We start from the raw sequence: 23,203 nt of genomic DNA on the forward strand, positions 1-23,203 counted from the left end.
TGGTTTATCGGTCACTGATTTTTCTCTTGCATTACAAATTTTTCAGAGAGTGTATGTCCAATATTTTGAATTCGTTGTAATTTTTACTGAATCAATAAAGGAGGCTTTTCAATGAGCAATAGCGATGAAATTATTTCTCTTTATGAAAAATATGGATTTGAACTAGAAGATAATCAAAATCCAGAGAAGTATCTTGTATTTTCTCATAGAAAAGGGTATTTTCAAAATGCTGAGATTCTTTTGATTGATCCCAATTTCGATTTTCATAATTTGGAAGAAGAATACAAAGAAACCGGTTTTGCTGTAAAAATCAACAAATATTCTAGTATTGATGAAATTCACTCGCAATTGTTTGCTGGATTTTTTTTGCCGCTAAACAATTGCAAAAAACTAAAGCAAGAATATGATCGTTATGCAAGAAAACAAACTGAAAAAATTAGCTTTTGTGAATACAAATTTATTCCTTGTCGGTTTGTTGATGATAATAATGAATCTCGGAAAAATCTAATAGAATATATTTATCAACGACTGTTTGAGAAAGGACCACAACTGATTATCGTTGAAGCTGCGGCAGGTTTTGGAAAAACCAGTATCTCTTACGAATTGATAAAAAAACTATCAGTGGACTCAAAAGGGACTGTTCCCATTATTACTGAATTATCAAAAAATCGAACGGCTTCCATCTTTAAATACGTTTTATTAACTGAAATTGACAGTAAATTTTCAAGTCTTAGCTCAGAGTTAGTTACTTACGAAATAAAACAAGGAAAAGTTCCCTTGATTATCGACGGATTTGACGAGCTGCTCTCAAAATCACATGATGATGTTCAGTCGGATTTATCTGATTCTGACGAAAAAACCGCTCAAACTATGCTATCCACAATTGCTCAACTACTAGAGGAAAAGTCTTGTGCAAAAATTGTTTTGACATCGAGAAAAAGCTCGATATTTGCTGGCAAGCTGTTTGAGGAATGGTCCGACAAATATCTTCCACATTGTCAAATTACACGAATTCAAATCATTCCGCCAGTTGTATCTGATTGGCTAGATAAATCCAAGATTGATTTACTGCATTCCAGAGGTATTATATTTGATGATATTTCAAATCCGACACTTTTAACATTCCTTTCATCTCAAAGTAACGATGATATTGCTTCTAAATTTACTTCTGTTGATTCAATTTTACAGCAGTATTTCAAAATTCTTCTTGAACGAGAACAAGAACGCCAGTCGCTCCCATTAAAAGTTGATGAACAACTTTCTCTTATGGAGAGTGTTGCTGGAACTATGGCTTCGTTCAAACAATCGACCTGCACGAGCGTCGAAATCAAAGATATTATTCGTATGTCTCTTGGTGAAGATATTCTTGAATATCTGGATCGTTATAGCGATTTTTCTAAAGAGGATGTTCCGACTGAGGACGAATTTCTGCAAAAACTTTCGCATCATGCACTTTTAGATCGTATACCAAATACATCTAACTCTATTGGATTTATAAATGATTTTATATTTGGATATTTAATTTCTGAAGCACTTACAAACAATCGACTTCCAGATCTGTCGCCCAAAGAAATCGAAGAAAAATATTGGAACCTTATGGTGACCTCTTATGGAACCTGTAGTCAAAAGAAACGAGATGCATTATATCGTATCATTACTGATAATAAGATAGAGTTTACACCTTATGAAGAGCTGCATACCGATCTTGCCCTTCTCCATAAGACGTCTCATGAATATATTCGATGCTACTACGAATCTGTGTACTTTGGAGAAAACGTTTCACTTACATCGTCAAATTTCAAAGACTGCGTTTTTTCGTGTTGCACATTTAATTCCTGCTCTATTTCCTCTGATGCGTTCGAAGATTGTAAATTCTATGGATGTCACTTTTATGAAGTGGAAATTATTCCCGCTAATAATCAAAAAAATTGCAATCTTATTTTTTCAAATTGTTGCGGAGAGTCGGAGCTTCGAAAAATTTCTTGTAAAGAACCGATTCTATCTTCTGTGAATACTGAAACTGAATACGAAAAAAAGGTTCTTGAACAATATTGGCGTCCGGGCAGTGATCATGCTGACAGAAGAAGACTCTTCTCGACTTTGTTTAAAGGTTATGCACAGCAGGATTACGATGGAATATCCGAAGCAATAGACCGTCTTTACGGAAAGGAAATACTGCTACACAAAAGTAATTGCATTGAATTGAATTTTGAAAAAATGTCGGAGATTAGAGAGATTCTTGGGAGATAAAACAAATGGATATTGATATGCTCGAATTGCCTAATAGACCTATGAACGATCTTATTAGTGGCATTGAAATGTATCTTCGAAAAGCTGGTTTATATTTTAGAATCTTTGGGCGAATTAAATCGCCTGCCTCTATTGCTGAAAAGATCAAGCGAAAGGGATATTGTAAGACTGGAGGTCATATGCAAGACCTTATCGGTATTCGTATTGCATTGTATTTCTCAGACGATGTTTCTCTTTGTCAAAAAATCATAGAGAAATATTACACGATTAATAATATTTCAAAAACAGATATTGAACCCGATAAATTTTCTCCAGAAAGACTTAACCTTGTATGTTGTATGCCAGATGATATTGCTGACCAGTTTGATTCGCTTCTATGGGATGAATATCCTATTGAGAGAACTTTTGAAATACAAATACGGACGATTTTTTCAGAGGGATGGCATGAAGTAGAACATGACATTCGATATAAAAGTCTCGCAGATTGGAAAGAATATCCTGAATTGTCAAGAAATTTGAACGGTGTATTTGCCACGCTTGAAACTTGTGATTGGGCAATTCTCTCGCTTATAAATGATCTGGCCTATCGGCAATACAAACGCAACCAATGGGCACAAATGATAAAGACAAAAATGCGGATTCATTTACAAAATGATTGTTTTTCAGAGCGTATCACAGATTTTTTGAATGAAAATCCAGATGTTGGAAAGAAACTTTATAGAGCAGACAGAGAACAGGTCTTGCTTTTTATGGTGTTTGACCTTAAAAAGACTATTCCATTAACTCTAGAAAATCTTGTTTACATAATCAATGCTTCTACTGTTAAAGATTCCACGCTTGCAAATCTCGCGCCTAAAATGATTCAGTCCAGACTAAGCGAATATTTTAATTGAATTCCTGTAAGAAAATGTGAAAAAGCGCAACATCTATTTGGTCAGATTGACTAGAATAGCCGTTGTGCTTTTTCATTTGGATATTTGAAATGGATTTATTTATTGTTCTGTGCACTGCCTTAGAACATCGCAGAACGCCATCTCATCGTCTACGGCAGCGATTGCAGCGTTGATCAAGTTTTCTCGGTCAGTATTGCCCCAGTTGATATGCAGTCCATATTCTAACGCCATGCAGCGAATCAGCTCACGGGTGCTGCGGCCATTTCCCTCGCGGAAGGGATGGATGATGTTCAGTTCTGCCATCGTCTGTGACAGATTTTGAATCTGCTTTTCTTCATTACGCTCGGCAAGCAGCTTTTTGGAGCGAATATTCTTGAACACGCGCTCCAATTCTCGGTCAATCAGGTCTGGAGGGTAGAACATCGTGTCACCCTTGCTGATCTGTTCCTTGCGGATATGTCCTGCAAAGGGGTACACATCTTCAAAAAGGAAACGGTGAATCCGAAACAGGTGAGTTTTGGTAAAACGTCCCTTGATTGGCTCCTGCAACAGAGCCATCTGTTTAACCGCCGTAAATTCTTCTTCGGCCTGTTTCAGTTCTGCTTTGTCATGGATATTCAGCTTGTTGATCAAAACATCCGTATCGGGGTAGCAGTACATGGATTGCACCGTGGTGTAGACATCATACTTCGAGAACATAATCAGCCTTTCTTGATATACTGCATCTAGTTCATATGTAACACGTCACGTTATACCAACTGTTACAAACAAATTAAAGTCATGGGCCAAGTCTATAACCGTGTTTTCAAAGGAATCAATATCATTCTCAATTTCGATAATTATATCATCGGGGAGAGAATCTGCGCCTGGAGTATTTTCTTCTTTGATTTTCTCAAATTTTGCTCTTGTTAATTCTTGAATATCCATACAAAGATACCAAGCTTCAGAAAGTGACATTACTAAAGCATATCTGCTGGAACCTTTTTCTGGCCGAAATGCTTTTATTAGTGCAATTAATACTTTGCAAACCGAGCAGTAGCGTTCATACAAGGTTCCTTGTTTATGATAATGCGTATGCTGCCGTGTGTAGAGAATTTCTTTGTAAAAAGTTTCTAGTCTGTCTATTTGTACCTTATGGTGGTTGTAAAATTTCTCCGTGAAATCCAAGAATTCCATTTCATCAGTTTTGTTTGTATCGTTAACTCCAAAAATTTCTTGAAGGTCAACACAATATCCGTTTTTGTCAGGATGTTTTGCGGGCATGGCAATATTATATCCACAATCGTTTCGTACCAACTCATTATCAGAACTTGAATAATACCGCACACCGATGTAATCCGTACTGTTTTTTATCCAAATCATAAGCATTTGGGGAATAATATAAGCTTCAACAAACGATTTCCCCTTTTCTTTTGCAATGACTGAACAAGAAGCAATCAGTGGAAGGATAAAACAATATCCTCTGGCAAAAGACTTGCGTTCATCTTCCGTCCAACGATCTTTTGGAAGTTCAGAAATAAGACTACGTGTCGATGTTAAAGGATTGAGATCTAATTGAATCAATTTTTTGTCATGCTTGACGGCCTCGAATTTCGCCCATTGAAATGAATCAGGCATTTCACACTCATACCATGCTACTCGTTTAGCACTTGCCATATAGCTACATGGCATTCCGGGAACACTAAATCGATTTGCAGATGCCAAGTATCTTAAATTGCATGGAATGTGCAGGAATTGAAGTCGGTTATATTTATTATTTCCCGCTATAATCCGATAGTATGGAATAGCATCAGCCACATAAGCACTTGACTGCCCAACTGGAGTGGTCGGCAGATGATTCTTCGCACTATCCATGGCCTGATTGAAAATATTAAAAGCTTCGATGTAGCGGTTATCTACATAAAGCTCATACGCTTGCATCAGTCTATCAGAAAAAATTTTAATTTGTTCTTTTTCTTCAGAGGTCATGAAGGTAGTTATCATGATATTCCTATTGTAATCATCCATCCAATTCTTCAAGCACTCATAAACTGTTTGCATACCTTGGTCTAGCGGAAATCAATATTCTTTTATCCATGAAAGCTCACAGTTCCAATCAAATGCACTTGGCATATTTAATCTCCTACATTTTTCCACCTATTTATCGATGGGGAGTCTGTTCAGCCCTTCTTCGCGTACTTTGCGCGCAGTTCATTCACGACCTGCTGATAGCTGGCCTGACCGCTGCCAATGCGGTCAAGGTTGCTGCGTGTATCTTTGCTGATGGTCATGCCCTCAATGGCAAAGGTTCCATACACATTGCGGAGGTTGCTCTTGTGCTGAGCAGGGGTAGTATACTTGACGCTCATGGTTTGGCCTCCTTCTGATTTACATGATACTATATAAAGTTTATCGTGTATGCGTCCTCTTGTCAATCTATAACTTGATGCCAAATGTAAAAAGCGCAGCTTCCATTCTTTTCGAGTGAAAGTTGCGCTTTTACGGTATATCGTATTTTATTGTGAATTGGGATGCGATACATCTGAACCCCAGATGAGTTACATCTCAAGGGCCTGTAGCTCACTTGTCCGCCAGCCATATTACGCCCCAAACTGCATCATCTTGAAAATCAGCGGCTTGGTGGTCGTACTTACAGTCAGGAAAGTCCATTGGGCTGGCAGGTCATTTTATATGGACGAACATACGTTGATTTTTCTTTTCTCGCAGTGCATAAGGTGTGCACAAAAGCGATATTGCTGGGAGAGCGTTCGGTTCGCATCCGAGAGGTCAAGGGTTCGAATCCCTCTAGGTCCACCAATTTGCCGCATCGTTTTGTACGATGCGGCGTTTCTTTTTGCCAATCTTTGCAAAATCGTGCATCATTCGTCTTGACAGCGCAAAATTACGTGTGCAGCATTTTTAGGCACAATGCTTATAGTTTCACCTGCTGTTTTGTCTAAAACGGCGATTCCGGCATTTGATGTACAACGCCCAACTTTTTGAGGATTTTGCGACTTATTTTTCTGTTTTTTGCCCCGTCCAGCCGATGCTGCGTGACGCTTAAACTCCTCGAACTCGTCCAGCGGCACATTGAGAACGATCTCGATATTATAGTCGCGTCCGACACGCACTTCCTTGATAAACTGTTTCAAAATACCGCTGGAATGCGAGATACAGAAGTCTGATTTATCTCCATACCTATTTTTATTGCTTCCTGAAACAGGGTAAAACAAAAGCCGCCCGAAGGCGGCAGGATGCATCACGGAAGCAACTATGAACGCGGCTCAGGGCCATCAGAACAGATCCAGCATGTTGTCCAGATAAATTTCTTCCCGGACGCGCAGCTGATACTCAGGCTTTGTCATGTAGTAAAGCAGAAATTCCAGTATCAACGCGCTGCCCAGTCCCCGCCCCTCGATCTTGAAGTTGGAAAAGCCGCCGGGCAGATAAATTTTGCAGATATCCCCGGCCCCGATGAAGCCGGGGTTTTCCATTGCCTTTGAAAAACGATAGCCCTGCTGTGCGCCCGGCGCTGTGCAGCGGTGGTCCGGGCAGTCCTCGCCCAGATTTTTGCGGCTGACATTCTCGTAGCAGTGCTTTCTGTCCCGGCAGCTGTACCAGCAGCATTCGTTGCACAGAAATTCCACCTTGTCCTTCTGGTCCTGCGACAGGGTATCCAGCTCTGCAAACGACTTGTTCAGGCGGAAATCCGGCACAACATAGCGGAACTCTTCCCGTTCCGTCTCTCTGCGGAGCTGCTGAAAATCTGTAAGGACTTTTGTTGTGGAGGACACGAAATAAAGGCCCGGATACTGCCTTTTCAGGTAGTCCAGCAGCAGGTCCGAATGGACGATGACACCATTCTGCACACGGTTTTCTTTTTCAAACAGCGCACAGAGGGCATTGCATTTCCAGTCTGCAAGGTGCTCTTCCCGGAGCAGCGAATTGCTGAAGGTGAGCCGGGCCGATATGCCATATTCCTGCATCAGTGCAAGCACCCGATGCGGCTGTGCATCTCCAAAGCCAGCGCGGCCCCCGCCCCAGATGCAGTCGGCTGGTGCACCGTAGACCGAACCGATCTCGCACCAGTCGTAAAAATATTCCCTGTGTTCACGGAACAGCGGCAGAAACACACGGTACAGTTCATAAAATTCAAACAGTCCCGGAAGATGATAATATGCCGTGCCGCGTTCGTGCTGTGCCATTGCCGTGTGTGTTCCTCATTTCTGTAAGTTTCAGCTTCCCTGCAGCAGCTTTTGCGCTGCACCCGGAGATCTTTTTTCCAGTATAGCACAGTCCTGCCGGGAAAGAAATCATCTTCCTCTTGACCTTGAGCACACTCCAAGTTTTATCATGTGCATAAAGGCTCCTTCGGTCCGATTTTTTGCAGAACTTCTCCTTCTGTTTTTTTATCTCTCCTAATTTCAGCCGGTCAGCAGGCATCCACATTCTTGGTGACCATCACGTCACTGTCCAGCCCGCAGACGTTGTGCAGCACGATGGTGCCCGCTTTGACCGGTGCTGTCAGCACCACCTTGCGGATCTCGTCCATCACCGGGAAGATCATATCCTTGGGGACGGCCTTGGTCAGGCGCACGCTGGTAACAGGCAGCTCGCCGCCCTTGATCAGCACCGAGCTGGCGATGGTGCGGCGGGGCGCAGTCAGCTCCTGACGGACATACTGTTCGCCGCGGGGGCAGGTGTGACCGGTGACCGAGATCACCTGACCATTTTCAACTTCGGCTTCGATCTCGCAGCCGTTGGGGCAGACGATACAGGTAAATTGCTTTTTCATTCCACCGACACCTCCAGTGCGCCCGTTTCCTGCAGCTTGGCAGCAGAGACCTTGAACTGGATCATCTCCGCAGGAATGGCTTTCTTCATCTTCTTGGCAGCAACTTCCACACCGTTCTGGCGCACCACGATGCGGCAGTCACGGTAGTGGTTCCGCACGCGCAGCGAAAGGCTGAAGTCGTTCTTTCCGCTGACCTTCTGCGGAATGGTGTGGCCCACGCCCTCGCCGCACTTCACGTCCAGCGTACAGGGGTCGATGCCCTTGCCCTCAACGTAGGCGGCAGCATGGCGTGCCAGTGCCTCGGACTCCATGGAAACAAAATCCACCAGATCATGCACATGCAGCACATTGCCGGCAGAGAACACGCCGGGCACGTTGGTCTGCAGGTTCTCGTCCACGAAGGCGCCGTTGGTGTGGGGGTCAATGGCGATGCCGGCATCCTCCAGCAGCTTGTTCTCCGGGATCAGGCCCACGGAGAGGATCAGCGTATCACACTTGTACTCCTTCTCGGTGCCGGGGATGGGCCGACGGTTTGCATCCACCTCGGAGATGGTCACGCCGGTCAGACGGTCGCGGCCATGGATCTCGGTGACGGTGTGGCTGAGATAGAGCGGGATATTGTAGTCGTCCAGACACTGCACGATGTTGCGCGGCAGGCCGGAGGGGTAAGGCATCAGCTCGAACACTGCCTGCACATGAGCGCCTTCCAGCGTCATGCGGCGTGCCATGATCATGCCGATATCGCCGGAACCGAGGATGACGACCTCCTTGCCTGGCATCCGGTTGTAGAGGTTCATGTAAGCCTGCGCGGTGCCCGCGGTGAACACGCCCGCCGGACGCTCGCCGGGAATGCCCAGTGCGCCGCGGCTGCGCTCCTTGCAGCCCATGGCGAGCACCACAGCCTTTGCCTGATACTGGCGCAGGCCGCTGCGGGTGGAGGCCGTGACGACACGATCTGCCGTCAGGCTCAACACCGTGGCGCTGGTCTCGTAAGGGATCTCACGCTTGTTCACTTCATCAATGAACGCCTGTGCATATTCCGGGCCGGACAGGCTCTCGCCGAAGCGGCCCAGACCGAAACCGTCATGGATGCACTGGCGCAGGATGCCGCCCAGCATCGCCTCGCGCTCCAGAATGATCATGTTGCGGATGCCCTGCTTGTGCAGCTCCACCGCTGCGGCAAGACCTGCAGGGCCGCCGCCGATAATCACAACGTCCTTCTGTTCCATCGCTCAGTTCTCCTCCTTCCGCATATTGCCGGTGAGTAGCCATGAACCCTGACGGCTGTAACGCACATCCTCCGGCTCGGTGCCCAGCTCCTGCTCAATGAAGTGTTCGATCTTCATCTGGCAGAAGCCGCCCTGACAGCCACCCATCATGGCGCGGGTGCGGTACTTGATGCCGGTCATGGTGGAAACGCCCAGCGGGTTATGGATGGCCTGCAGGATCTCGGCCTTGGTCACTTCCTCACAGCTGCAGATCATCTCGCCGTAATCGGGGTCCTGCGCGATGAGCTCGGCCTGCTGTTCCGGCGTGCACTCGGCAAACTTGACGATGCCCTTGTGGTGCGGGTCGAAGTCGGGGTTTACCTCGAACTTCTCGTGCTCCAGCATCAGGCCGATGACGTAGCGGGCCAGCGGCACGCTGCCGGTCAGGCCCGGGGACTCGATGCCCACGAGGTTGACGGCATTGGGAGCCACGTCGTCCCGGATCTCCACCTTCCAGTCCTGAATGGCACCGTTCTCGTCCACCCACTTTGGCTGGATGCCGGCGAAGGTGCGGATCTGATCCTTTTTGAAGATGTGGGGCCACAGCTTTGCGCCCTCCACGGCCAGACTGTCCATGTTGGCCTGCGGCACACCGTAGTCGTCCAGCACATCGGTGTTCTCCGCGTCCGGGCCAACAGTCACATTGCCATCCACGGTGGGGGTGATGTGGATGCCCATATAGGTGTTGCTGGGCACCGGGTACACCGGCATGGGCAGCAGCTTGCCCATGCGCTTGTGCAGGATGATGTAGTTGCTGCGGGAGCCGATGACACGGTAGCCGGTCAGGCCCAGCAGGTCGGAGATCTGCTTTGCGCCCAGACCAGCGGCGTTGACCACCCAGCGGGTGCAGAAATCGCCATGGGCAGTATGCAGGTAGTACAGCTCATTTTCCCGGGTGATAGCCTCTACCTTGTGGTCAAAGAAGAAGTCCACGCTGTTGGCGTGTGCGTTCTCGGCCAGAGCCACCGTGTACAGGAACGGGTCCATGATGCCGCTGTTTTTGGACCACATGGCAAACTTGCCCACCACGGCTGGCACCAGCTCGTGCAGCTTTGCTTCATCGATCATCTCAAGGCCGGTACTGCCGTTGATTGCACCCTGCTTCATGGTGTGCTCCAGCTGCTCCATGTCCTCGGGGGTGTTGCCAACCAGCACCTTGCCGCAGCGCTTGAACGGGAAGTTCAGCTCTTCGGCCAGCTGGCCCATGATCTTGTTGCCTTCCACGCAGCATTTTGCTTTCAGGCTTCCAATGGGGTTAGCAAAGCCGCCGTGCACCACCGCAGAGTTGCGGCCGCTGGTCTCGTTGCAGACATCCAGATTTTTTTCCAGCACTGCAATGCTCAATTTGTAGCGCGAAAGTTCGCGTGCAATGGCGCTGCCCACGACACCCGCACCGATGATGACCACATCGTATTGTTTTTTCATGGTATCCACCTTTCTTCCTGATTTGGAGATCCGGCTTTCATGTTATATATTTCATTGGCTAAAATATATAACATTTCATAATCTCTGTCAAGCCGTTTCCGGCAAAAAAGCTGCACAAAAATATGCCGCATCTTTTGGCATAGATACGGCATTTCTGAACGTGATACGGTTGTTTCAGGCTTTGAAATAGTGTGGGAATGCTTCCCGGATCGCAGAAAGGTTCTCCGTGTAGCGCTGCATATGCTGCCCGGCAATGCGGTGTGCTGCCGCCGCATCCTTCTGTTCAATGGCTTTCAGCAGGCTGACGTGATCTTCGTAGATCGTTTTTGCGGGCCTGCAGCGGAAGCTGAGGATGGTGGTGCGGTCAAAATGCGGAGCCAGATTTTCCACCAGATCGTACCAGTATGGGCAGCCGCACTGCACATAAAGCAGCCGATGAAACCCCTTATCCAGCTCAAAGATCTTTTCTTCCTGTGCACGCTCAATGTACATGCGCCAGAGCGCCACGTTCTCCCACAGCTGGTCGATATCCGCCGGGGTCAGCTTTTCGCACGCCATGCGGGCGATCTCTGCTTCCAGCACAGCGCGCAGATGGCGCACTTCTTCCACCAGCTCTGCATCGATGAGAGAAACATAGGTGCCGATCTTGGGACGGATCTCAATGAGCCGCCGCTGCGCCAGCTCCAGCTCTGCTTCCCGGAAGGGGGTGCGGCTCACCCCCAGCTGTTCGCACAATTCCGGCTCGTTCAGTTTTTCACCCGGCTCCAGACGGGTGTTGATAATATTATCGATCAATACCCGCAGAACAAAACTTTTTGCAGATTCATGCTCTCTGCGCTCTGAAATCGTAATCATCGGAAGGCTCCTTTCCCTCACAGGGAAACACTGTTCTCAGACTGCTGGGTCAAGTATACCACACTGCACACCGGCGTAAAAGAGGACAATATATAAAAGGAAGAAAACTGTGTCAGAATTGTAAAAGATAAAATATTTTAACTATTATTCTTGACTTATCCAACGATTCGGCTATAATGGTCGTGTTCGCAAGAAACTTCAAAAAATTTAGATATTCAAAACAAATCAAAGGAGACTACTACCATGACGTTTGAAGAAATGAAGAAGATCGTTGTTGATACCCTGAACTGCGACGAGGACAAGGTGACCATGGAGGCCAGCCTGACCGAGGATCTGGAGGCCGACAGTCTGGATGCCGTGGAGCTGAACATGGCTCTGGAAGATGCCTGCGGCGTGTCCATCCCGGACGAAGAGCTGGCAAAGCTCAAGACCGTGGGCGATATCTACAACTACATCACCGCACATATCTGAGGCAAAAAGCAATGAACGATATCCGAGATCTTTTTCCCGGCCGAATGCGGGAGCGCACCTTCCAGCTGAAGGCCAAGCGGGATGCCGGTGCCGTCTGGCACGAGCAGCAGTTTGTGGAGTGCAAGCAGTGCGGCCGCCGCGCCGCACGCACCCTGTGGGCAAGAAGCCTTTACGTCTGCCCCAACTGCGGCTACCACATGCCCATTGGCGGGTACTACCGGCTCAGTCTGGTGCTGGATCACGGCAGCTTCCGGGAACTGGATGCCGACCTTGCTCCGCAGGATGTGCTGCATTTTCCGGGCTACCGTGAAAAGCTTGCCGCCGCCCAGAACAAGACCGGCCTGCGCGAAGCCGCTGTAACGGCCACCGGCCGCATCGGCGGGGTGGCCTGCGTGGCTGCCGTGCTGGACAGCCGCTTTTTCATGGGCAGCATGAGCACTGCCGTGGGCGACAAGATCACCCGCGCCATCGAGTACGCCGCCGCAAAGCACCTGCCGCTGGTTATTTTTTCGGCCAGCGGCGGCGCGCGGATGCAGGAGGGCATTTTCAGCCTGATGCAGATGGCAAAAACCAGTGCCGCCATCCAGCGCTTTTCGGCAAAGGGCGGGTTGTACATCAGTGTGCTCACCCACCCCACCACCGGCGGTGTGACGGCCAGCTTTGCAAGCCTTGGCGACATCATGCTGGCAGAGCCTGGCGCGCTGATCGGCTTTGCAGGTCCGCGGGTCATTGAGCAGACCATTGGCGAAAAGCTGCCTGCCGGATTCCAGCGCAGCGAGTTCCAGATGGAGCACGGCTTTGTGGATCAGGTGGTGCCCCGCAGCCAGCTGCGGGATACCCTGATCCAGGTCTTGCAGCTCCATGCAGGAGGAAAACACGAATGATCAAGGAAATTTTAGAGCAGCTGGCTCCGCTGGATGCCCAGATCGCCGCGCTGAAAGGCAGCGGCAACGAGATGGATGCCATCACGGCCCATGCCTCCGAGCTGGCAGAGCTGGCTGTGGAAGAGGACGAGATCCTGCGCACCTGCGGCCCGCTGACCGCCGAGGATCGGGTGTTTCTGGCCCGGCACCCGGAGCGCCCCCACATTGATGAGACTGTTTCTGCCCTGTTCACCGACTTCTTTGAGCAGCGCGGCGACCGTCAGTGCAAGGAAGACCCTGCCATTCTGGGCGGCATCGCCCGTTTTCACGGATTGCCGGTGACGGTCATCGGCCACCGCAAGGGCAGCACACTGGAAGAAAATCTGGCCTGTAACTTTGGTATGCCGGGGCCGGAGGGCTACCGCAAGGCCCTGCGCCTGATGAAGCAGGCCGAAAAGTTTGGCCGGCCCATCATCACCTTCATTGACACGCCGGGCGCTTACCCCGGCAAGGATGCCGAGGAGCGCGGTCAGGGCGAAGCCATTGCACGCAACCTGATGGAAATGAGCGGCCTGACCGTGCCGGTCATTGCCGTTGTCACCGGCGAAGGCTCTTCCGGCGGTGCGCTGGCACTGGGTGTGGCAAACCACATCCTCATGCTGGAAAATGCCGTTTACTCGGTGCTCAGCCCCGAGGGTTTTGCCAGCATTCTGTGGAAGGATGCTTCCCGCAGCGGCGAAGCCTGCGAGATGATGAAGCTGACCGCGCAGGATCTGTACAGCGATGGCATCGTGGAGCAGGTGATCCCGGAACCGTTGGGCGGCGCACAGCGCAGCCACGCAGCCTTGTTTGAACAGTTGGATGCTGCTTTGCGGGTGCACCTGAAAGAGCTGTGCCGCATGAGCGGCCGCCAGCTGGCCGACCAGCGCTATAAAAAATACCGCCAGATCGGAGAAACGAGGAACGCATGAGTGGTTTACAGCTGATCGCCACCGGCGGGGCCATCCCCGGCCGAACGGTCACCAACGAAGATCTGAGCCGCATGGTGGATACCAGTGACGAGTGGATCACCAGCCGCACCGGCATCCGCACCCGGCACTGGTGCACGGAGGATGAATCTGCCGCCACGCTGGCCATTTCCGCCGCAAAGCAGGCTTTGGCCCGCAGCGGCCTTGCCCCTGCGCAGATCGGGTGCTGCATCTGTGCCACCCTGTCCGCCCCAGACGCGACCCCCAGTGTAGCCTGTCAGGTGCAGGCGGCGCTGGGCCTTCCCGAGGACCGGCCTGCGCTGGATGTCAACGCGGCCTGTTCCGGCTTCCTCTACGGCATAGCCGTGGCGCGGGGACTGCTGACAACTTTGGGTGGACAGTATGCCCTCGTCATTGGGTGCGAAGCCCTTTCCCGCCTGATGGACCCCGCCGACCGCTCCACCTGTGTACTGTTTGGGGATGGAGCCGGTGCTGCCATTTTTCAGCTGTCGGACACTCCCTTTGCTCTGACGCTGGGCGCGCGCGGCAGCGATGTTCTCCATGCGGGCGGGCCGAACCGCACAGGTTCTGCGCCCATCACCATGGACGGCAAGGCCGTATTCCGCTTTGCAGTGGATGCCCTGCCCAAGTGCCTGCACACTGTGCTGGATGAAACACAGCTGACCCTCGATGATCTTGAGTGGGTGGTCTGCCATCAGGCCAACAGCCGCATCATCGACCACTGCGTGCGGGCGCTGAAGGCCGACCCGGCAAAGTTCTACAAGAACATGGACCGCCACGGCAACACCAGCGCCGCCAGCATCCCGGTAGCCCTGAACGAGCTTGCCGAGAACGGGCAGCTGCAGCCGGGCCAGCTTCTGGCCTGCATCGGCTTTGGCGGCGGCCTGACATGGGGCGGCGCAATTTTTCAATACAAAGAGTAAAAATCATGTTCGGCAAACGGGCTCGCCCTCTCAGTCACCTTCGGTGACAGCTCCCCAAAAGTGGGAGCCTTTGGCAAAACCGAAAAGTATACCGTACTGCCAAGGGCTCTCCCCTTGGGAAAGCTGTCGAGCAGAGCGAGACTGAGAGGGCGGGGACGCTTACCGATAGGATAAAACTATGAAACTTTTAAATGAAATTTTAGGCACAAAATACCCCATCATTCAGGGCGGTATGGCCAACATTGCCACCGGCGAGTTTGCCGCCGCCTGCTCCAACGCGGGTGCGCTGGGCATCATCGGTGCGGGCGGCATGAACACCGACACCCTGCGCCAGAACATCCGCCGCTGCAAAGAGCTGACCGACAAGCCTTTTGGCGTGAACATCATGCTCATGCATCCGCAGGCAGATGAGTTTGCCAAGATCGTGGTGGAAGAGGGCGTGCCCGTTGTAACCACCGGTGCAGGCAACCCGGGCAAATATATCCCCGCGTGGAAAGCGGCAGGCATCAAGGTGATCCCGGTTGTCGCCGCCGCCGTGCTGGCAAAGCATCTGGAGCCGCTGGGCATCGATGCCGTCATTGCTGAGGGCACCGAGAGCGGCGGCCATGTGGGCGAAATGGCTACCATGGCGCTGGTGCCGCAGGTGGTGGATGCCGTCAGCATTCCGGTCATTGCGGCAGGCGGCATCGCCGATGGCCGTCAGCTGGCAGCAGCTCTGGCTCTGGGCGCCTGCGGTGTGCAGGTGGGCACCTGCCTGCTGGTGAGCGAGGAGTGTCCCATCCATGAAAACTACAAAGCCGCCCTGCTCAAGGCCAAGGACAGCGATACCATCGTGACCGGCCGAAGCGTGGGTGCGCCGGTGCGAGTGCTGAAAAACCGAATGAGCCGCGAATATGTCCGGCAGGAAAACGCCGGTGCCGACAAGATGGAGCTGGAAAAGTACACCCTTGGCAGCCTGCGCCGCGCCGTGTTTGAGGGCGACACCACCACCGGAAGCCTGATGGCCGGTCAGGTGGCAGGCATGCTGCACGAGGTGCGCCCGGTGGCGGATATTCTTGCAGACCTGTGGAACGGCGGGAGGCAGCGCATTGCCGCGCTGAGCACCGAATGCTGACCCTCGGCAGAAAGACCCTGTCTGTGCCCATCTTACAGGGCGGCATGGGTGTGGGCGTTTCCCTTGGCGGGCTGGCCGGTGCTGTTGCAGCCTGCGGCGGCATGGGGTGCATCTCCACCGCCGATGCAGGCTACCGGGAGCCGGACTTTGCCCGTGACCCGGCAAGCGCCAATCACCGTGCCCTGACCGCTGAGATCCGGAAGGCGAAGGAGCTCGCAAAGGGTGCCGGTATGGTAGCCATCAACGCCATGGTGGCAACGCAGGATTATGCGGCCGCGATCCGCACCGCTGTGGAAGCGGGCGTGGACGCGGTGGTGTCCGGCGCGGGCCTGCCGTTGGAGCTGCCCGGCATCGTGGGCACAACGGATGTTGCCATTGCGCCCATCGTTTCCAGCGGAAGAGCCGCAAAGCTCATCCTGCGCCGCTGGGCCAAAGAGTTTGGCCGCACCGCTGATTTTGTGGTGATCGAAGGCTGCAAGGCAGGCGGACACCTCGGCTTTGCCGAAGATGATCTGCTGGCAGGCAAATGCCAGACCCTCGACGACATCCTGCCCGAGGTGCTGGCCGAGGTAAAGCCCTTTGAAGCACAATTTGGCCACAGCATCCCCGTGTTTGTGGCAGGCGGCGTGTACACCGGTGCCGATATGGCCCACTTTACCGCAATGGGCGCTGCGGGCGTACAGCTTGCTACCCGCTTTATCACCACCTACGAGTGCGACGCATCCCAGGGCTACAAGGACGTTCTGCTGAACGCCCGGCCCGAGGATGTACGGATCATCCACAGCCCGGTGGGAATGCCGGGCCGTGCACTGAACACCCCGCTGGTGCAGGCGCTGGCAGAGGGGACCCGCTTCCCTCCCCGGCACTGTGCCCGCTGCCTGAAGACCTGCGACCCCGCCAAGGTGCCCTACTGCATCACCCACGCGCTCATCGAAGCCGTAAAGGGCAATGTGGAGGAGGGCCTGTTCTTCTGCGGGGCCAACGTGGGCAGGCTGGACCGGATGCGCACGGTGCAGGAGCTGATGGATGAACTTGTGACCGAATGGAGGCAAAATCAATGAAGCTTGCCGTTTTATATGCCGGTCAGGGGGCACAGCACCCCGGCATGGGCAAAGAATTTTACGAAGGCTCTCCCGCGTTCCGGGCGGCATTCGACAGTGCAGAGCTGGACTTCGATCTGCACCGCGTCTGCTTTGAGGACCCGGACGGCCTTTTGAATCAAACCGAATACACCCAGCCCTGCATGGTGGCCTTTGCCTGCGGCGTGACCGCAGTGCTGGCCCAGCAGGGCGTGAAACCCGCTTATGTGGCCGGGCTTTCACTGGGCGAATACTCCGCGCTGGAAGCTGCCGGGGTGTTCACCGCAAAGCAGGCCATCGAGCTGGCCGCTTACCGCGGCAAAGCCATGGCCGAAGCTGCAAAGGGCATTGACTGCGGCATGACCGCCGTGCTGAACCTTGACCGGCAGGCACTTGCAGCCTGCTGTGAGCAGGCTGCACAGCTGGGCTGTGTGCAGATCTGCAACTACAACTGCCCGGGCCAGCTGGTCATCGGCGGCGAGAAAGCCGCTGTGGACAAAGCCGCTGCACTGGCCAAAGAAGCCGGTGCCCGCCGCTGCATCCCGCTCAAGGTGAGCGGCCCGTTCCACACCCGCCTCATGGCCCCCGCCGGGGATGCACTGGCAAAGCGTTTTGCGTCTGAGCCCTTTGGCGAGATGCAGGTGCCGGTGCTGTTCAACTGCCTTGGCCATGAAAAAGCTGAGCAGGACAGCATTCCCGCCCTGCTCGTGAAGCAGGTACAGAGCAGCGTTTACATGGAAGATACGCTCCGCCGCCTTGGTGAGCTGGGCGTAGACCATATTCTGGAAGTCGGCCCGGGCAGTGCTCTGGCTGGCTTTGTGAAAAAGACCCTGCCCGGCGTGGTCTGCGCTTCGGTGGAGACCCCGGAGCAGCTGAGCGCCGCACTGACAGCATGGAAGGAAGAGCTATGAGCGAAGAAACGATCACTCGCACCGCCGTTGTCACCGGCGGAAGCCGGGGCATTGGCCGGGCTGTGTGCATCCAGCTGGCAAAGCAGGGCTGCAATGTCGTGGTGAATTACTGCCACGGCGAAGCTGCAGCTGCCGAGACGGTGGCTCTGTGCAAAGCTGAAAACGCAAATGCCGTGGCTGTGCAGGCCGATGTTTCCACTGCCGAGGGCTGCAAAGCGCTCTTTGAACAGGCGGTGAACGCCTTTGGCCGGGTGGATATCCTTGTGAACAACGCGGGCATTACCCGCGATAATCTGATCCTGCGCATGAGCGAAGAGGACTTCGATGCAGTGCTGAACGCAAACCTCAAGGGTGCGTTCCTCTGCTGCAAGGAGGCCGCCCGCCGCATGGTGCGCCAGCGCTGGGGCCGCATCGTGAACCTTTCCAGTGTGGTGGCCCTGCGGGGCAACGCGGGTCAGACCAATTACGCCGCCAGCAAGGCGGGCCTGATCGGCCTGACCAAAAGCCTTGCCCGCGAGCTGGCAAGCCGCAATGTAACCGTGAATGCGGTCGCGCCGGGCTTTATCGAGACCGACATGACCGCCGCCCTGCCGGAAGCCGTCCGTGCCGAAATGGCAAAGGGCATCCCCGCAGGCCGCGCAGGAAAGCCGGAGGATGTGGCAAATGCAGTGGCATTTTTCGCCGCAGAACAAAGCAGCTATCTCACCGGGCAGGTGCTCTGTGCAGACGGCGGCATGGCAATGTAAAAGGAGAAAACTCTCATGGAAAAACGCAGAGTCGTGATCACCGGCCTTGGCACCGTGAACCCGCTGGGCAACAACACCGCCGACAGCTGGGCCGCTGCCAAAGCGGGCAAATGCGGCATCGGCCCCATTACCCAGTTCGATACCACCGATTTTAAATGCAAGCTGGCAGGCGAGGTGAAGGGCTTTGACCCGGAAACCATCGTGGACAAAAAGGAAGCCCGCAAGATGGCCCGCTTTACCGTTCTGGCCCTTGCTGCCGCCGCCGAAGCAGTTGCAGACAGCGGTCTGGACACCGAAGCGGAAGCCAAACAGATCGGTGTCATCCTTTCCAGCGGCATCGGCGGTCTGCCCACCATTGAGGAGCAGCACACCCGTGGTGAAGAGAAGGGCATGGAAAAGGTAAGCCCCTATTTCGTGCCCATGTCCATTGCCAACATGGCAGCGGCACAGGTGGCCATCCGCTTTGGTCTGAAGGGCATGTGCACCTGCCCGGTGACGGCCTGCGCCGGCGGCACCAATGCCGTAGGCGATGCCTTCCACCGCATCCGTGACGGCTACGAGACCGCCATGGTCTGCGGCGGTGCAGAGAGCTGCATCAGCCCTCTGGGCATCGGCGGCTTTACCAGCATGAAAGCGCTTTCCACCGCGACCGATCCGGATGCAGCCAGCCTGCCCTTTGACGCACGGCGCGGCGGCTTCGTGATGGGCGAAGGCAGCGGCGTGCTGGTGCTGGAAGAGCTGGAGCATGCCCGTGCCCGCGGTGCGCACATCTACGCCGAGGTGGTGGGCTACGGTGCCAACTGCGATGCCTACCACTTCACCGCCCCCGCCCCCGGCGGCGCAGGTGCCATCGACTGCATGGCGCTGACGCTGGCGGATGCAGGCATCGCACCGGAGCAGGTGGACCACATCAACGCCCACGGCACCGGCACCCACATGAACGATGCCTGCGAGACCGCCGCCATCCATGCAGTGTTCGGCGAACACGCAAAGCAGCTGACTGTGGTGAGCACCAAGAGCATGACCGGCCATCTGCTGGGCGGTGCGGGCGGCATCGAAGCCGTATTTACAGCACTGGCCCTGCATGACCAGTTTGCGCCGCCCACCATCCACTATGATCAGCCCGATCCCGAATGTGATCTGGACTATGTGCCGAACGCTGGCCGTGCACAGGCCATGACCTACGCACTGAGCAACAGTCTGGGCTTTGGCGGGCACAACGCCTGCATCGCCCTGCGCAGATGGGAGGGCTGACCCATGGCAGAACCCCGCACCGTGCGTGCAGACGCAAACGCCCTGAACAGTGAGCAGATCGCGGCACTTCTGCCGCACCGCTACCCCTTTGCCCTTGTGGACCGCATTCTGGACTATGAGCCGGGCCAGTGGGCCATCGGCCGCAAGTGCGTGAGCCGCAACGAGGAATTTTTCTGCGGGCATTTTCCCGGCCAGCCGGTGATGCCGGGAGTGCTCATTCTGGAAGCACTGGCCCAGACCGGTGCCGTTGCGGCGCTCAGCCTGCCGGAGAACAAGGGCAAACTGGCCCTCTTCGGCGGCATCAAGAATGCCCGTTTCCGCAAACAGGTCACCCCCGGCGATGTGCTCACCCTGCACTGTGAACTGGTAGAGCAGCACGGCCCGGTGGGCGTGGGCAAAGCCTCGGCATGGGTGGACGGCAAGTGCGCCGCCACCGCCGAGCTGACCTTTGTGCTGACCGACCCCAACGCCTAACAACACCCCTGTGAGTTTAAAAAAGCTCACAGGGGTGTTTTTTTCGTTATTTTGCCATTGAGAAGCCGCTTCGCTCTCTCAGCCAAGCGCCACATCCAGAACCATCATCAGGTGGGCCGGATCACCCTGCAGGGCGCGCTCGCAGCAATGACCCCCGCCGGAATGTCATGGGGCACCACGCTTCCGGCACCGATCACCGAGCCTGCATCATCTGTATTTGTTCAGGACAGCATCCGGGATATGGCAGTAACTGCAGTCTTCAGGGTGCCGTTCCAGATGGTGCTGATGCTCCTCAGCGCTCCGGACATAATTTGTCAGCGGCAGCACTTCCAGCATGATCTTGTCCCGGTCCTCCCGGCCGTTTATAAAAGCTCTTGCTTCTTCCAGATGTCTGGGATCTGTACTGTACAGCCCTGTCCGGTACTTTTTTCCAACGTCCACGCCCTGTTTGTTCAGGCTGTAGGGGTCGATGATCTCAAACAGGTGTGCCATCAGTTCTGAAATGCTTGTGCTTTTCTCATCATAGACCACTTTTACGCATTCTGCATATCCATCGTATGGGCCATCCAGAGAACTCGTTGTTCCGTTGGCTCTGCCGGCTTCAGTCATCTGTACACCAGGCACTGTGTCAAAAAAATGCTGTACGCCCCAAAGGCATCCGCCTGCGATATAGACCGTTTCCATCTTGATTTTCCCCTCCTGTTGATCATATATCAGCTTTGCTCCTATTCTACCACGCTTTCCCACTGTCGGAAAGATGTCGGAAAACAAAAATGGCCCCGGAGGGCTTATCGCAGCTCTCCGGGGCCGCTTTATGTGCGTTTTGCTTCTTTTGAGGTCATTTTACTGAAAGAGCTGTCCCCATAAAAATCGCTTTCAGCATTTTCTCTCATCTCATTCTTCTCCGATGCCCAGATACGCATCAATGTCCATGATACCCTCCCCGCCGAGTTTCACCAGATTTTCAAAGGGCACCACGGTATTGCCCACCTGTAGGGTGCGGAACACCGGGTCGATGCGGTCTGCTTTTCCTGTCAGTGTGATATAGTTGCCCACTGCCGGAATCTCCGGGTGGGCGGTGTCCTCCTTGAAGTACCGCACTGTGATGGTCATGCCCTTGGTGACCTGTATCAGACGATCGGACAGAGCCGACATTTCTTCCTCGGTCAAAATGCGCTTGGTCACCCGCTCGGTGCGCTGCTTTTCTGCGGCAAGCTGCTCGTCATAGCCCCGCAGCGGAGAGAAGGGCGAAAAGATTTTGGCACGGTTCTGAAGGGTCATGCGGGGGTGCTTGCGAAGGGATTCTTCCGTCCGGGGGCGTTCCATCTCTATGATGTCCCCGTACTTTTGGGCGGTCTCCCGCCCAATTTTGCTATTTTTGTAGTTTTTCATCCGAACCTCCTGCGCTGTGACCGCCGATCTGCGCATTGCGCTGGCGCATGGTGGCACCCTCCTCGTAGCTGCTGGCTTTCAGCACAGCGTTTTTGCCGTACTTGTTCTTGATGCCCAGCATGGCTTGCTGGAGTTTTTTCTCCTTTTCCAGCTTCTTGGTGTCGGTGAAAAAGTCCACCTGATAGATGCCCTCGTCCGGGGTGACCTTGTTGGCATTGATGGTAATGCGCCGCACCGTCAGCGCCGGGTCGGTGATACGCTCAAACAGCTTTGCGCTTTCGTTGATGAGGGTGCTGCCCAGATTGGTGGGGACCTCAAACCGGACGGTGCCGTGTGCCGCCTTGGGGATGATTCTGCCGTAGCGGTCGGTCTGGGTCAGACCACGGTAGCCGCCCTTGTCCACATTCTCCCGGTCGTAGCCTACTTCCAAGGTGATGGATTCCGTCACCAGCTTTTTTTCGGTGAGCCGGAACATCAAGATTTCCGCCATTTCCCGGACAATGAGCTTTGCCTTATCGTTGGGGTAAGGGCAGGTCAGCACCTGCCCCTCGCTGATGCTGTTGGTGCTGGGCTTGTAGCTTTTGATTTGCTCTATGCCGCAGGGCTCGCAGCCCCATGCGTGGTCAATAAGGATCTCTGCATCTACGCCGAAAATCTCATACAGTCGATCTTCTCCGTGGATAGAAAACCGTGCCAAGTCCCCCATTGTATAAATGCCGTGTGCTTCCAGCTTTTTCACTGTTCCGGGACCGGTCATCCAGAAATCCGTCAGAGGTCTGTGGTTCCACAGCAGATACCGATAGGACTGCTCGTCCAGCTCCGCAATGCGGACACCATCCTTGTCCGCCGGGATGTGCTTGGCTACGATGTCCATGGCCAGCTTTGCAAGGTAGAGGTTGGTGCCGATGCCTGCCGTTGCGGTGATGCCGGTGTTGTACAGCACCTCCCGCACCATGGTCATGGCAAGTTCATGGGCACTCATGTGGTAATAGGGCAGATAGCCCGTCACATCAATAAAAACCTCGTCGATGGAGTAGGGGTAGATGTCTGCCGGGGACACATATTTGAGGTAAGTTTTGTAGATTTGGGTGGACACGTCCAGATACCGCTGCATCCGGGGCGGTGCAACGATGTAGCTCAAGCCCAGCGCCGGGTCTGCGTTCAGGGCGTTGGCATCGAAAGAGGTGCTGGCAAAGTGGTACTTGCCATCCTCTCCCCGAACTGCCTTTTTCTGCCGGATGGCAGTCTGCAGCCGCTGGGCGTTGACCTCTTTCACCCGCTGGACAGCTTCAAACAGCCGCGCTCTTCCGGGTATCTTATATGCCTTTAAGGAGGGCGACACCGCAAGGCAGATGGTCTTTTCCGTGCGGGATGCGTCTGCCACCACGAGATTGGTGGTCAGGGGGTCCAGATGGCGGTCTACGCACTCCACCGAGGCATAGAAGCTTTTCAGGTCGATTGCCAGATAGGTGCGCGGCGCTGCCATACTTCAGCCCTCCTTTGTATAAGGCACAACCATTTA

General features: G+C 53.5%; 24 protein-coding genes and 1 pseudogene. 12 read left to right on the forward strand and 13 right to left on the reverse strand.

The window, feature by feature from the left end; translation table 11 throughout:
* Positions 1 to 111 precede the first annotated feature (111 nt).
* Positions 112 to 2,250: an NACHT domain-containing NTPase gene (locus DXA66_RS08195; protein ID WP_118528118.1), complete on the forward strand. Its 2,139-nt coding sequence runs from the start codon at positions 112 to 114 to the stop codon at positions 2,248 to 2,250.
* A 5-nt stretch (positions 2,251 to 2,255) separates the two neighbouring features.
* Positions 2,256 to 3,143 (forward strand): GTP pyrophosphokinase family protein, encoded by an 888-nt coding sequence (locus DXA66_RS08200; RefSeq protein ID WP_118528119.1) that lies wholly within the window; start codon positions 2,256 to 2,258, stop codon positions 3,141 to 3,143.
* A 99-nt stretch (positions 3,144 to 3,242) separates the two neighbouring features.
* On the opposite strand, the gene DXA66_RS08205 is transcribed toward DXA66_RS08200, so the two are convergent.
* The 9 genes from DXA66_RS08205 to DXA66_RS08245 all read right to left on the reverse strand — a co-directional run bounded on the left by DXA66_RS08205 (position 3,243) and on the right by DXA66_RS08245 (position 11,465).
* Positions 3,243 to 3,842 (reverse strand): Fic family protein, encoded by a 600-nt coding sequence (locus DXA66_RS08205; RefSeq protein ID WP_118528120.1) that lies wholly within the window; start codon positions 3,840 to 3,842, stop codon positions 3,243 to 3,245.
* A gap of 45 nt (positions 3,843 to 3,887) precedes the next feature.
* Complete coding sequence (locus tag DXA66_RS08210; RefSeq protein ID WP_118528121.1) at positions 3,888 to 5,150, reverse strand: hypothetical protein; 1,263 nt, start codon at positions 5,148 to 5,150, stop codon at positions 3,888 to 3,890.
* Between the two features lie 152 nt (positions 5,151 to 5,302).
* The gene (locus tag DXA66_RS08215) at positions 5,303 to 5,491 is read right to left on the reverse strand and encodes an antitoxin VbhA family protein (protein WP_005939815.1); all 189 of its coding nucleotides are present in this window, start codon (positions 5,489 to 5,491) and stop codon (positions 5,303 to 5,305) included.
* 510 nt (positions 5,492 to 6,001) lie between these two features.
* The gene (locus tag DXA66_RS08220) at positions 6,002 to 6,355 is read right to left on the reverse strand and encodes a hypothetical protein (RefSeq protein ID WP_207664066.1); all 354 of its coding nucleotides are present in this window, start codon (positions 6,353 to 6,355) and stop codon (positions 6,002 to 6,004) included.
* Positions 6,356 to 6,415: 60 nt separating this feature from the next.
* Positions 6,416 to 7,327, reverse strand: a complete 912-nt coding sequence (locus DXA66_RS08225) for a hypothetical protein (RefSeq protein ID WP_118528122.1) — start codon at positions 7,325 to 7,327, stop codon at positions 6,416 to 6,418.
* 227 nt (positions 7,328 to 7,554) lie between these two features.
* Positions 7,555 to 7,917 carry a DUF1667 domain-containing protein gene (locus tag DXA66_RS08230; RefSeq protein ID WP_118528123.1) on the reverse strand — a complete coding sequence of 121 codons (363 nt, stop codon included), beginning with the start codon at positions 7,915 to 7,917 and terminating at the stop codon, positions 7,555 to 7,557.
* Positions 7,914 to 9,146: an NAD(P)/FAD-dependent oxidoreductase gene (locus DXA66_RS08235; protein ID WP_118528124.1), complete on the reverse strand. Its 1,233-nt coding sequence runs from the start codon at positions 9,144 to 9,146 to the stop codon at positions 7,914 to 7,916. The genes DXA66_RS08230 and DXA66_RS08235 overlap by 4 nt, the downstream gene beginning before the upstream one ends.
* Positions 9,147 to 9,149: 3 nt before the next feature.
* Positions 9,150 to 10,610 carry an NAD(P)/FAD-dependent oxidoreductase gene (locus tag DXA66_RS08240; RefSeq protein ID WP_118528125.1) on the reverse strand — a complete coding sequence of 487 codons (1,461 nt, stop codon included), beginning with the start codon at positions 10,608 to 10,610 and terminating at the stop codon, positions 9,150 to 9,152.
* 174 nt (positions 10,611 to 10,784) lie between these two features.
* On the reverse strand, positions 10,785 to 11,465 hold the full coding sequence (locus tag DXA66_RS08245; protein ID WP_097778254.1) for a GntR family transcriptional regulator: 681 nt from the start codon (positions 11,463 to 11,465) through the stop codon (positions 10,785 to 10,787).
* Positions 11,466 to 11,708: 243 nt separating this feature from the next.
* On the opposite strand from DXA66_RS08245, the gene acpP reads away from it, so the two are divergent.
* The 10 genes from acpP (at position 11,709) to fabZ (ending at position 20,289) form a co-directional block, all read left to right on the forward strand.
* A complete protein-coding gene (gene acpP / locus DXA66_RS08250) occupies positions 11,709 to 11,936 on the forward strand; it encodes an acyl carrier protein (RefSeq protein WP_005939770.1) in 228 nt (75 codons plus the stop codon).
* Positions 11,937 to 11,947: 11 nt separating this feature from the next.
* Positions 11,948 to 12,820, forward strand: a complete 873-nt coding sequence (gene accD, locus DXA66_RS08255) for an acetyl-CoA carboxylase, carboxyltransferase subunit beta (RefSeq protein WP_097774750.1) — start codon at positions 11,948 to 11,950, stop codon at positions 12,818 to 12,820.
* Positions 12,817 to 13,770: an acetyl-CoA carboxylase carboxyltransferase subunit alpha gene (locus DXA66_RS08260; RefSeq protein ID WP_118528126.1), complete on the forward strand. Its 954-nt coding sequence runs from the start codon at positions 12,817 to 12,819 to the stop codon at positions 13,768 to 13,770. Before accD ends, DXA66_RS08260 begins: the two co-directional genes overlap by 4 nt.
* On the forward strand, positions 13,767 to 14,711 hold the full coding sequence (locus DXA66_RS08265) for a beta-ketoacyl-ACP synthase III (RefSeq protein ID WP_005939758.1): 945 nt from the start codon (positions 13,767 to 13,769) through the stop codon (positions 14,709 to 14,711). Before DXA66_RS08260 ends, DXA66_RS08265 begins: the two co-directional genes overlap by 4 nt.
* Positions 14,712 to 14,889: 178 nt before the next feature.
* A complete protein-coding gene (locus tag DXA66_RS08270) occupies positions 14,890 to 15,825 on the forward strand; it encodes a DUF561 domain-containing protein (protein WP_118528127.1) in 936 nt (311 codons plus the stop codon).
* Positions 15,819 to 16,886 (forward strand): nitronate monooxygenase family protein, encoded by a 1,068-nt coding sequence (locus DXA66_RS08275; protein ID WP_118528129.1) that lies wholly within the window; start codon positions 15,819 to 15,821, stop codon positions 16,884 to 16,886. The genes DXA66_RS08270 and DXA66_RS08275 overlap by 7 nt, the downstream gene beginning before the upstream one ends.
* Positions 16,883 to 17,815, forward strand: a complete 933-nt coding sequence (fabD, locus tag DXA66_RS08280) for an ACP S-malonyltransferase (protein WP_118528131.1) — start codon at positions 16,883 to 16,885, stop codon at positions 17,813 to 17,815. Before DXA66_RS08275 ends, fabD begins: the two co-directional genes overlap by 4 nt.
* Positions 17,812 to 18,561 carry a 3-oxoacyl-[acyl-carrier-protein] reductase gene (gene fabG, locus DXA66_RS08285; protein WP_097778259.1) on the forward strand — a complete coding sequence of 250 codons (750 nt, stop codon included), beginning with the start codon at positions 17,812 to 17,814 and terminating at the stop codon, positions 18,559 to 18,561. Before fabD ends, fabG begins: the two co-directional genes overlap by 4 nt.
* A gap of 15 nt (positions 18,562 to 18,576) precedes the next feature.
* Complete coding sequence (fabF, locus tag DXA66_RS08290) at positions 18,577 to 19,815, forward strand: beta-ketoacyl-ACP synthase II (RefSeq protein WP_118528133.1); 1,239 nt, start codon at positions 18,577 to 18,579, stop codon at positions 19,813 to 19,815.
* A 3-nt stretch (positions 19,816 to 19,818) separates the two neighbouring features.
* Entirely contained in the window at positions 19,819 to 20,289 is a 471-nt protein-coding gene (gene fabZ / locus DXA66_RS08295) for a 3-hydroxyacyl-ACP dehydratase FabZ (RefSeq protein WP_118528135.1), read from the forward strand.
* Between the two features lie 107 nt (positions 20,290 to 20,396).
* On the opposite strand, the pseudogene DXA66_RS14545 reads toward fabZ, so the two are convergent.
* From DXA66_RS14545 to DXA66_RS08315, 4 genes and pseudogenes are all read right to left on the reverse strand, one after another.
* Positions 20,397 to 20,492: pseudogene (locus DXA66_RS14545) on the reverse strand (sugar O-acetyltransferase); the annotation flags it as partial.
* A gap of 4 nt (positions 20,493 to 20,496) precedes the next feature.
* Positions 20,497 to 20,973 (reverse strand): peptide-methionine (S)-S-oxide reductase, encoded by a 477-nt coding sequence (locus tag DXA66_RS08305; protein WP_118528137.1) that lies wholly within the window; start codon positions 20,971 to 20,973, stop codon positions 20,497 to 20,499.
* A 210-nt stretch (positions 20,974 to 21,183) separates the two neighbouring features.
* On the reverse strand, positions 21,184 to 21,681 hold the full coding sequence (locus tag DXA66_RS08310; protein WP_118528139.1) for a hypothetical protein: 498 nt from the start codon (positions 21,679 to 21,681) through the stop codon (positions 21,184 to 21,186).
* Positions 21,662 to 23,167, reverse strand: a complete 1,506-nt coding sequence (locus tag DXA66_RS08315; RefSeq protein ID WP_118528141.1) for a DNA methylase — start codon at positions 23,165 to 23,167, stop codon at positions 21,662 to 21,664. The genes DXA66_RS08310 and DXA66_RS08315 overlap by 20 nt, the downstream gene beginning before the upstream one ends.
* Positions 23,168 to 23,203 lie beyond the last annotated feature (36 nt).

This window comes from Faecalibacterium sp. OF03-6AC, assembly GCF_003478175.1.
GTDB classification, from domain to species: domain Bacteria; phylum Bacillota; class Clostridia; order Oscillospirales; family Ruminococcaceae; genus Faecalibacterium; species Faecalibacterium taiwanense.

Excerpts from the sequence above, each read along its gene's own strand:
- DXA66_RS08195 (WP_118528118.1), top strand. The coding sequence starts at position 112 with ATGAGCAATAGCGATGAAATTATTTCTCTTTATGAAAAATATGGATTT.
- DXA66_RS08200 (WP_118528119.1), top strand. The coding sequence starts at position 2,256 with ATGGATATTGATATGCTCGAATTGCCTAATAGACCTATGAACGATCTT.
- DXA66_RS08205 (WP_118528120.1), bottom strand. The coding sequence starts at position 3,842 with ATGTTCTCGAAGTATGATGTCTACACCACGGTGCAATCCATGTACTGC.
- DXA66_RS08210 (WP_118528121.1), bottom strand. The coding sequence starts at position 5,150 with ATGGATGATTACAATAGGAATATCATGATAACTACCTTCATGACCTCT.
- DXA66_RS08215 (WP_005939815.1), bottom strand. The coding sequence starts at position 5,491 with ATGAGCGTCAAGTATACTACCCCTGCTCAGCACAAGAGCAACCTCCGC.
- DXA66_RS08225 (WP_118528122.1), bottom strand. The coding sequence starts at position 7,327 with ATGGCACAGCACGAACGCGGCACGGCATATTATCATCTTCCGGGACTG.
- DXA66_RS08230 (WP_118528123.1), bottom strand. The coding sequence starts at position 7,917 with ATGAAAAAGCAATTTACCTGTATCGTCTGCCCCAACGGCTGCGAGATC.
- DXA66_RS08235 (WP_118528124.1), bottom strand. The coding sequence starts at position 9,146 with ATGGAACAGAAGGACGTTGTGATTATCGGCGGCGGCCCTGCAGGTCTT.
- DXA66_RS08240 (WP_118528125.1), bottom strand. The coding sequence starts at position 10,610 with ATGAAAAAACAATACGATGTGGTCATCATCGGTGCGGGTGTCGTGGGC.
- DXA66_RS08245 (WP_097778254.1), bottom strand. The coding sequence starts at position 11,465 with ATGATTACGATTTCAGAGCGCAGAGAGCATGAATCTGCAAAAAGTTTT.
- acpP (WP_005939770.1), top strand. The coding sequence starts at position 11,709 with ATGACGTTTGAAGAAATGAAGAAGATCGTTGTTGATACCCTGAACTGC.
- accD (WP_097774750.1), top strand. The coding sequence starts at position 11,948 with ATGAACGATATCCGAGATCTTTTTCCCGGCCGAATGCGGGAGCGCACC.
- DXA66_RS08260 (WP_118528126.1), top strand. The coding sequence starts at position 12,817 with ATGATCAAGGAAATTTTAGAGCAGCTGGCTCCGCTGGATGCCCAGATC.
- DXA66_RS08265 (WP_005939758.1), top strand. The coding sequence starts at position 13,767 with ATGAGTGGTTTACAGCTGATCGCCACCGGCGGGGCCATCCCCGGCCGA.
- DXA66_RS08270 (WP_118528127.1), top strand. The coding sequence starts at position 14,890 with ATGAAACTTTTAAATGAAATTTTAGGCACAAAATACCCCATCATTCAG.
- DXA66_RS08275 (WP_118528129.1), top strand. The coding sequence starts at position 15,819 with ATGCTGACCCTCGGCAGAAAGACCCTGTCTGTGCCCATCTTACAGGGC.
- fabD (WP_118528131.1), top strand. The coding sequence starts at position 16,883 with ATGAAGCTTGCCGTTTTATATGCCGGTCAGGGGGCACAGCACCCCGGC.
- fabG (WP_097778259.1), top strand. The coding sequence starts at position 17,812 with ATGAGCGAAGAAACGATCACTCGCACCGCCGTTGTCACCGGCGGAAGC.
- fabF (WP_118528133.1), top strand. The coding sequence starts at position 18,577 with ATGGAAAAACGCAGAGTCGTGATCACCGGCCTTGGCACCGTGAACCCG.
- fabZ (WP_118528135.1), top strand. The coding sequence starts at position 19,819 with ATGGCAGAACCCCGCACCGTGCGTGCAGACGCAAACGCCCTGAACAGT.
- DXA66_RS08305 (WP_118528137.1), bottom strand. The coding sequence starts at position 20,973 with ATGGAAACGGTCTATATCGCAGGCGGATGCCTTTGGGGCGTACAGCAT.
- DXA66_RS08310 (WP_118528139.1), bottom strand. The coding sequence starts at position 21,681 with ATGAAAAACTACAAAAATAGCAAAATTGGGCGGGAGACCGCCCAAAAG.
- DXA66_RS08315 (WP_118528141.1), bottom strand. The coding sequence starts at position 23,167 with ATGGCAGCGCCGCGCACCTATCTGGCAATCGACCTGAAAAGCTTCTAT.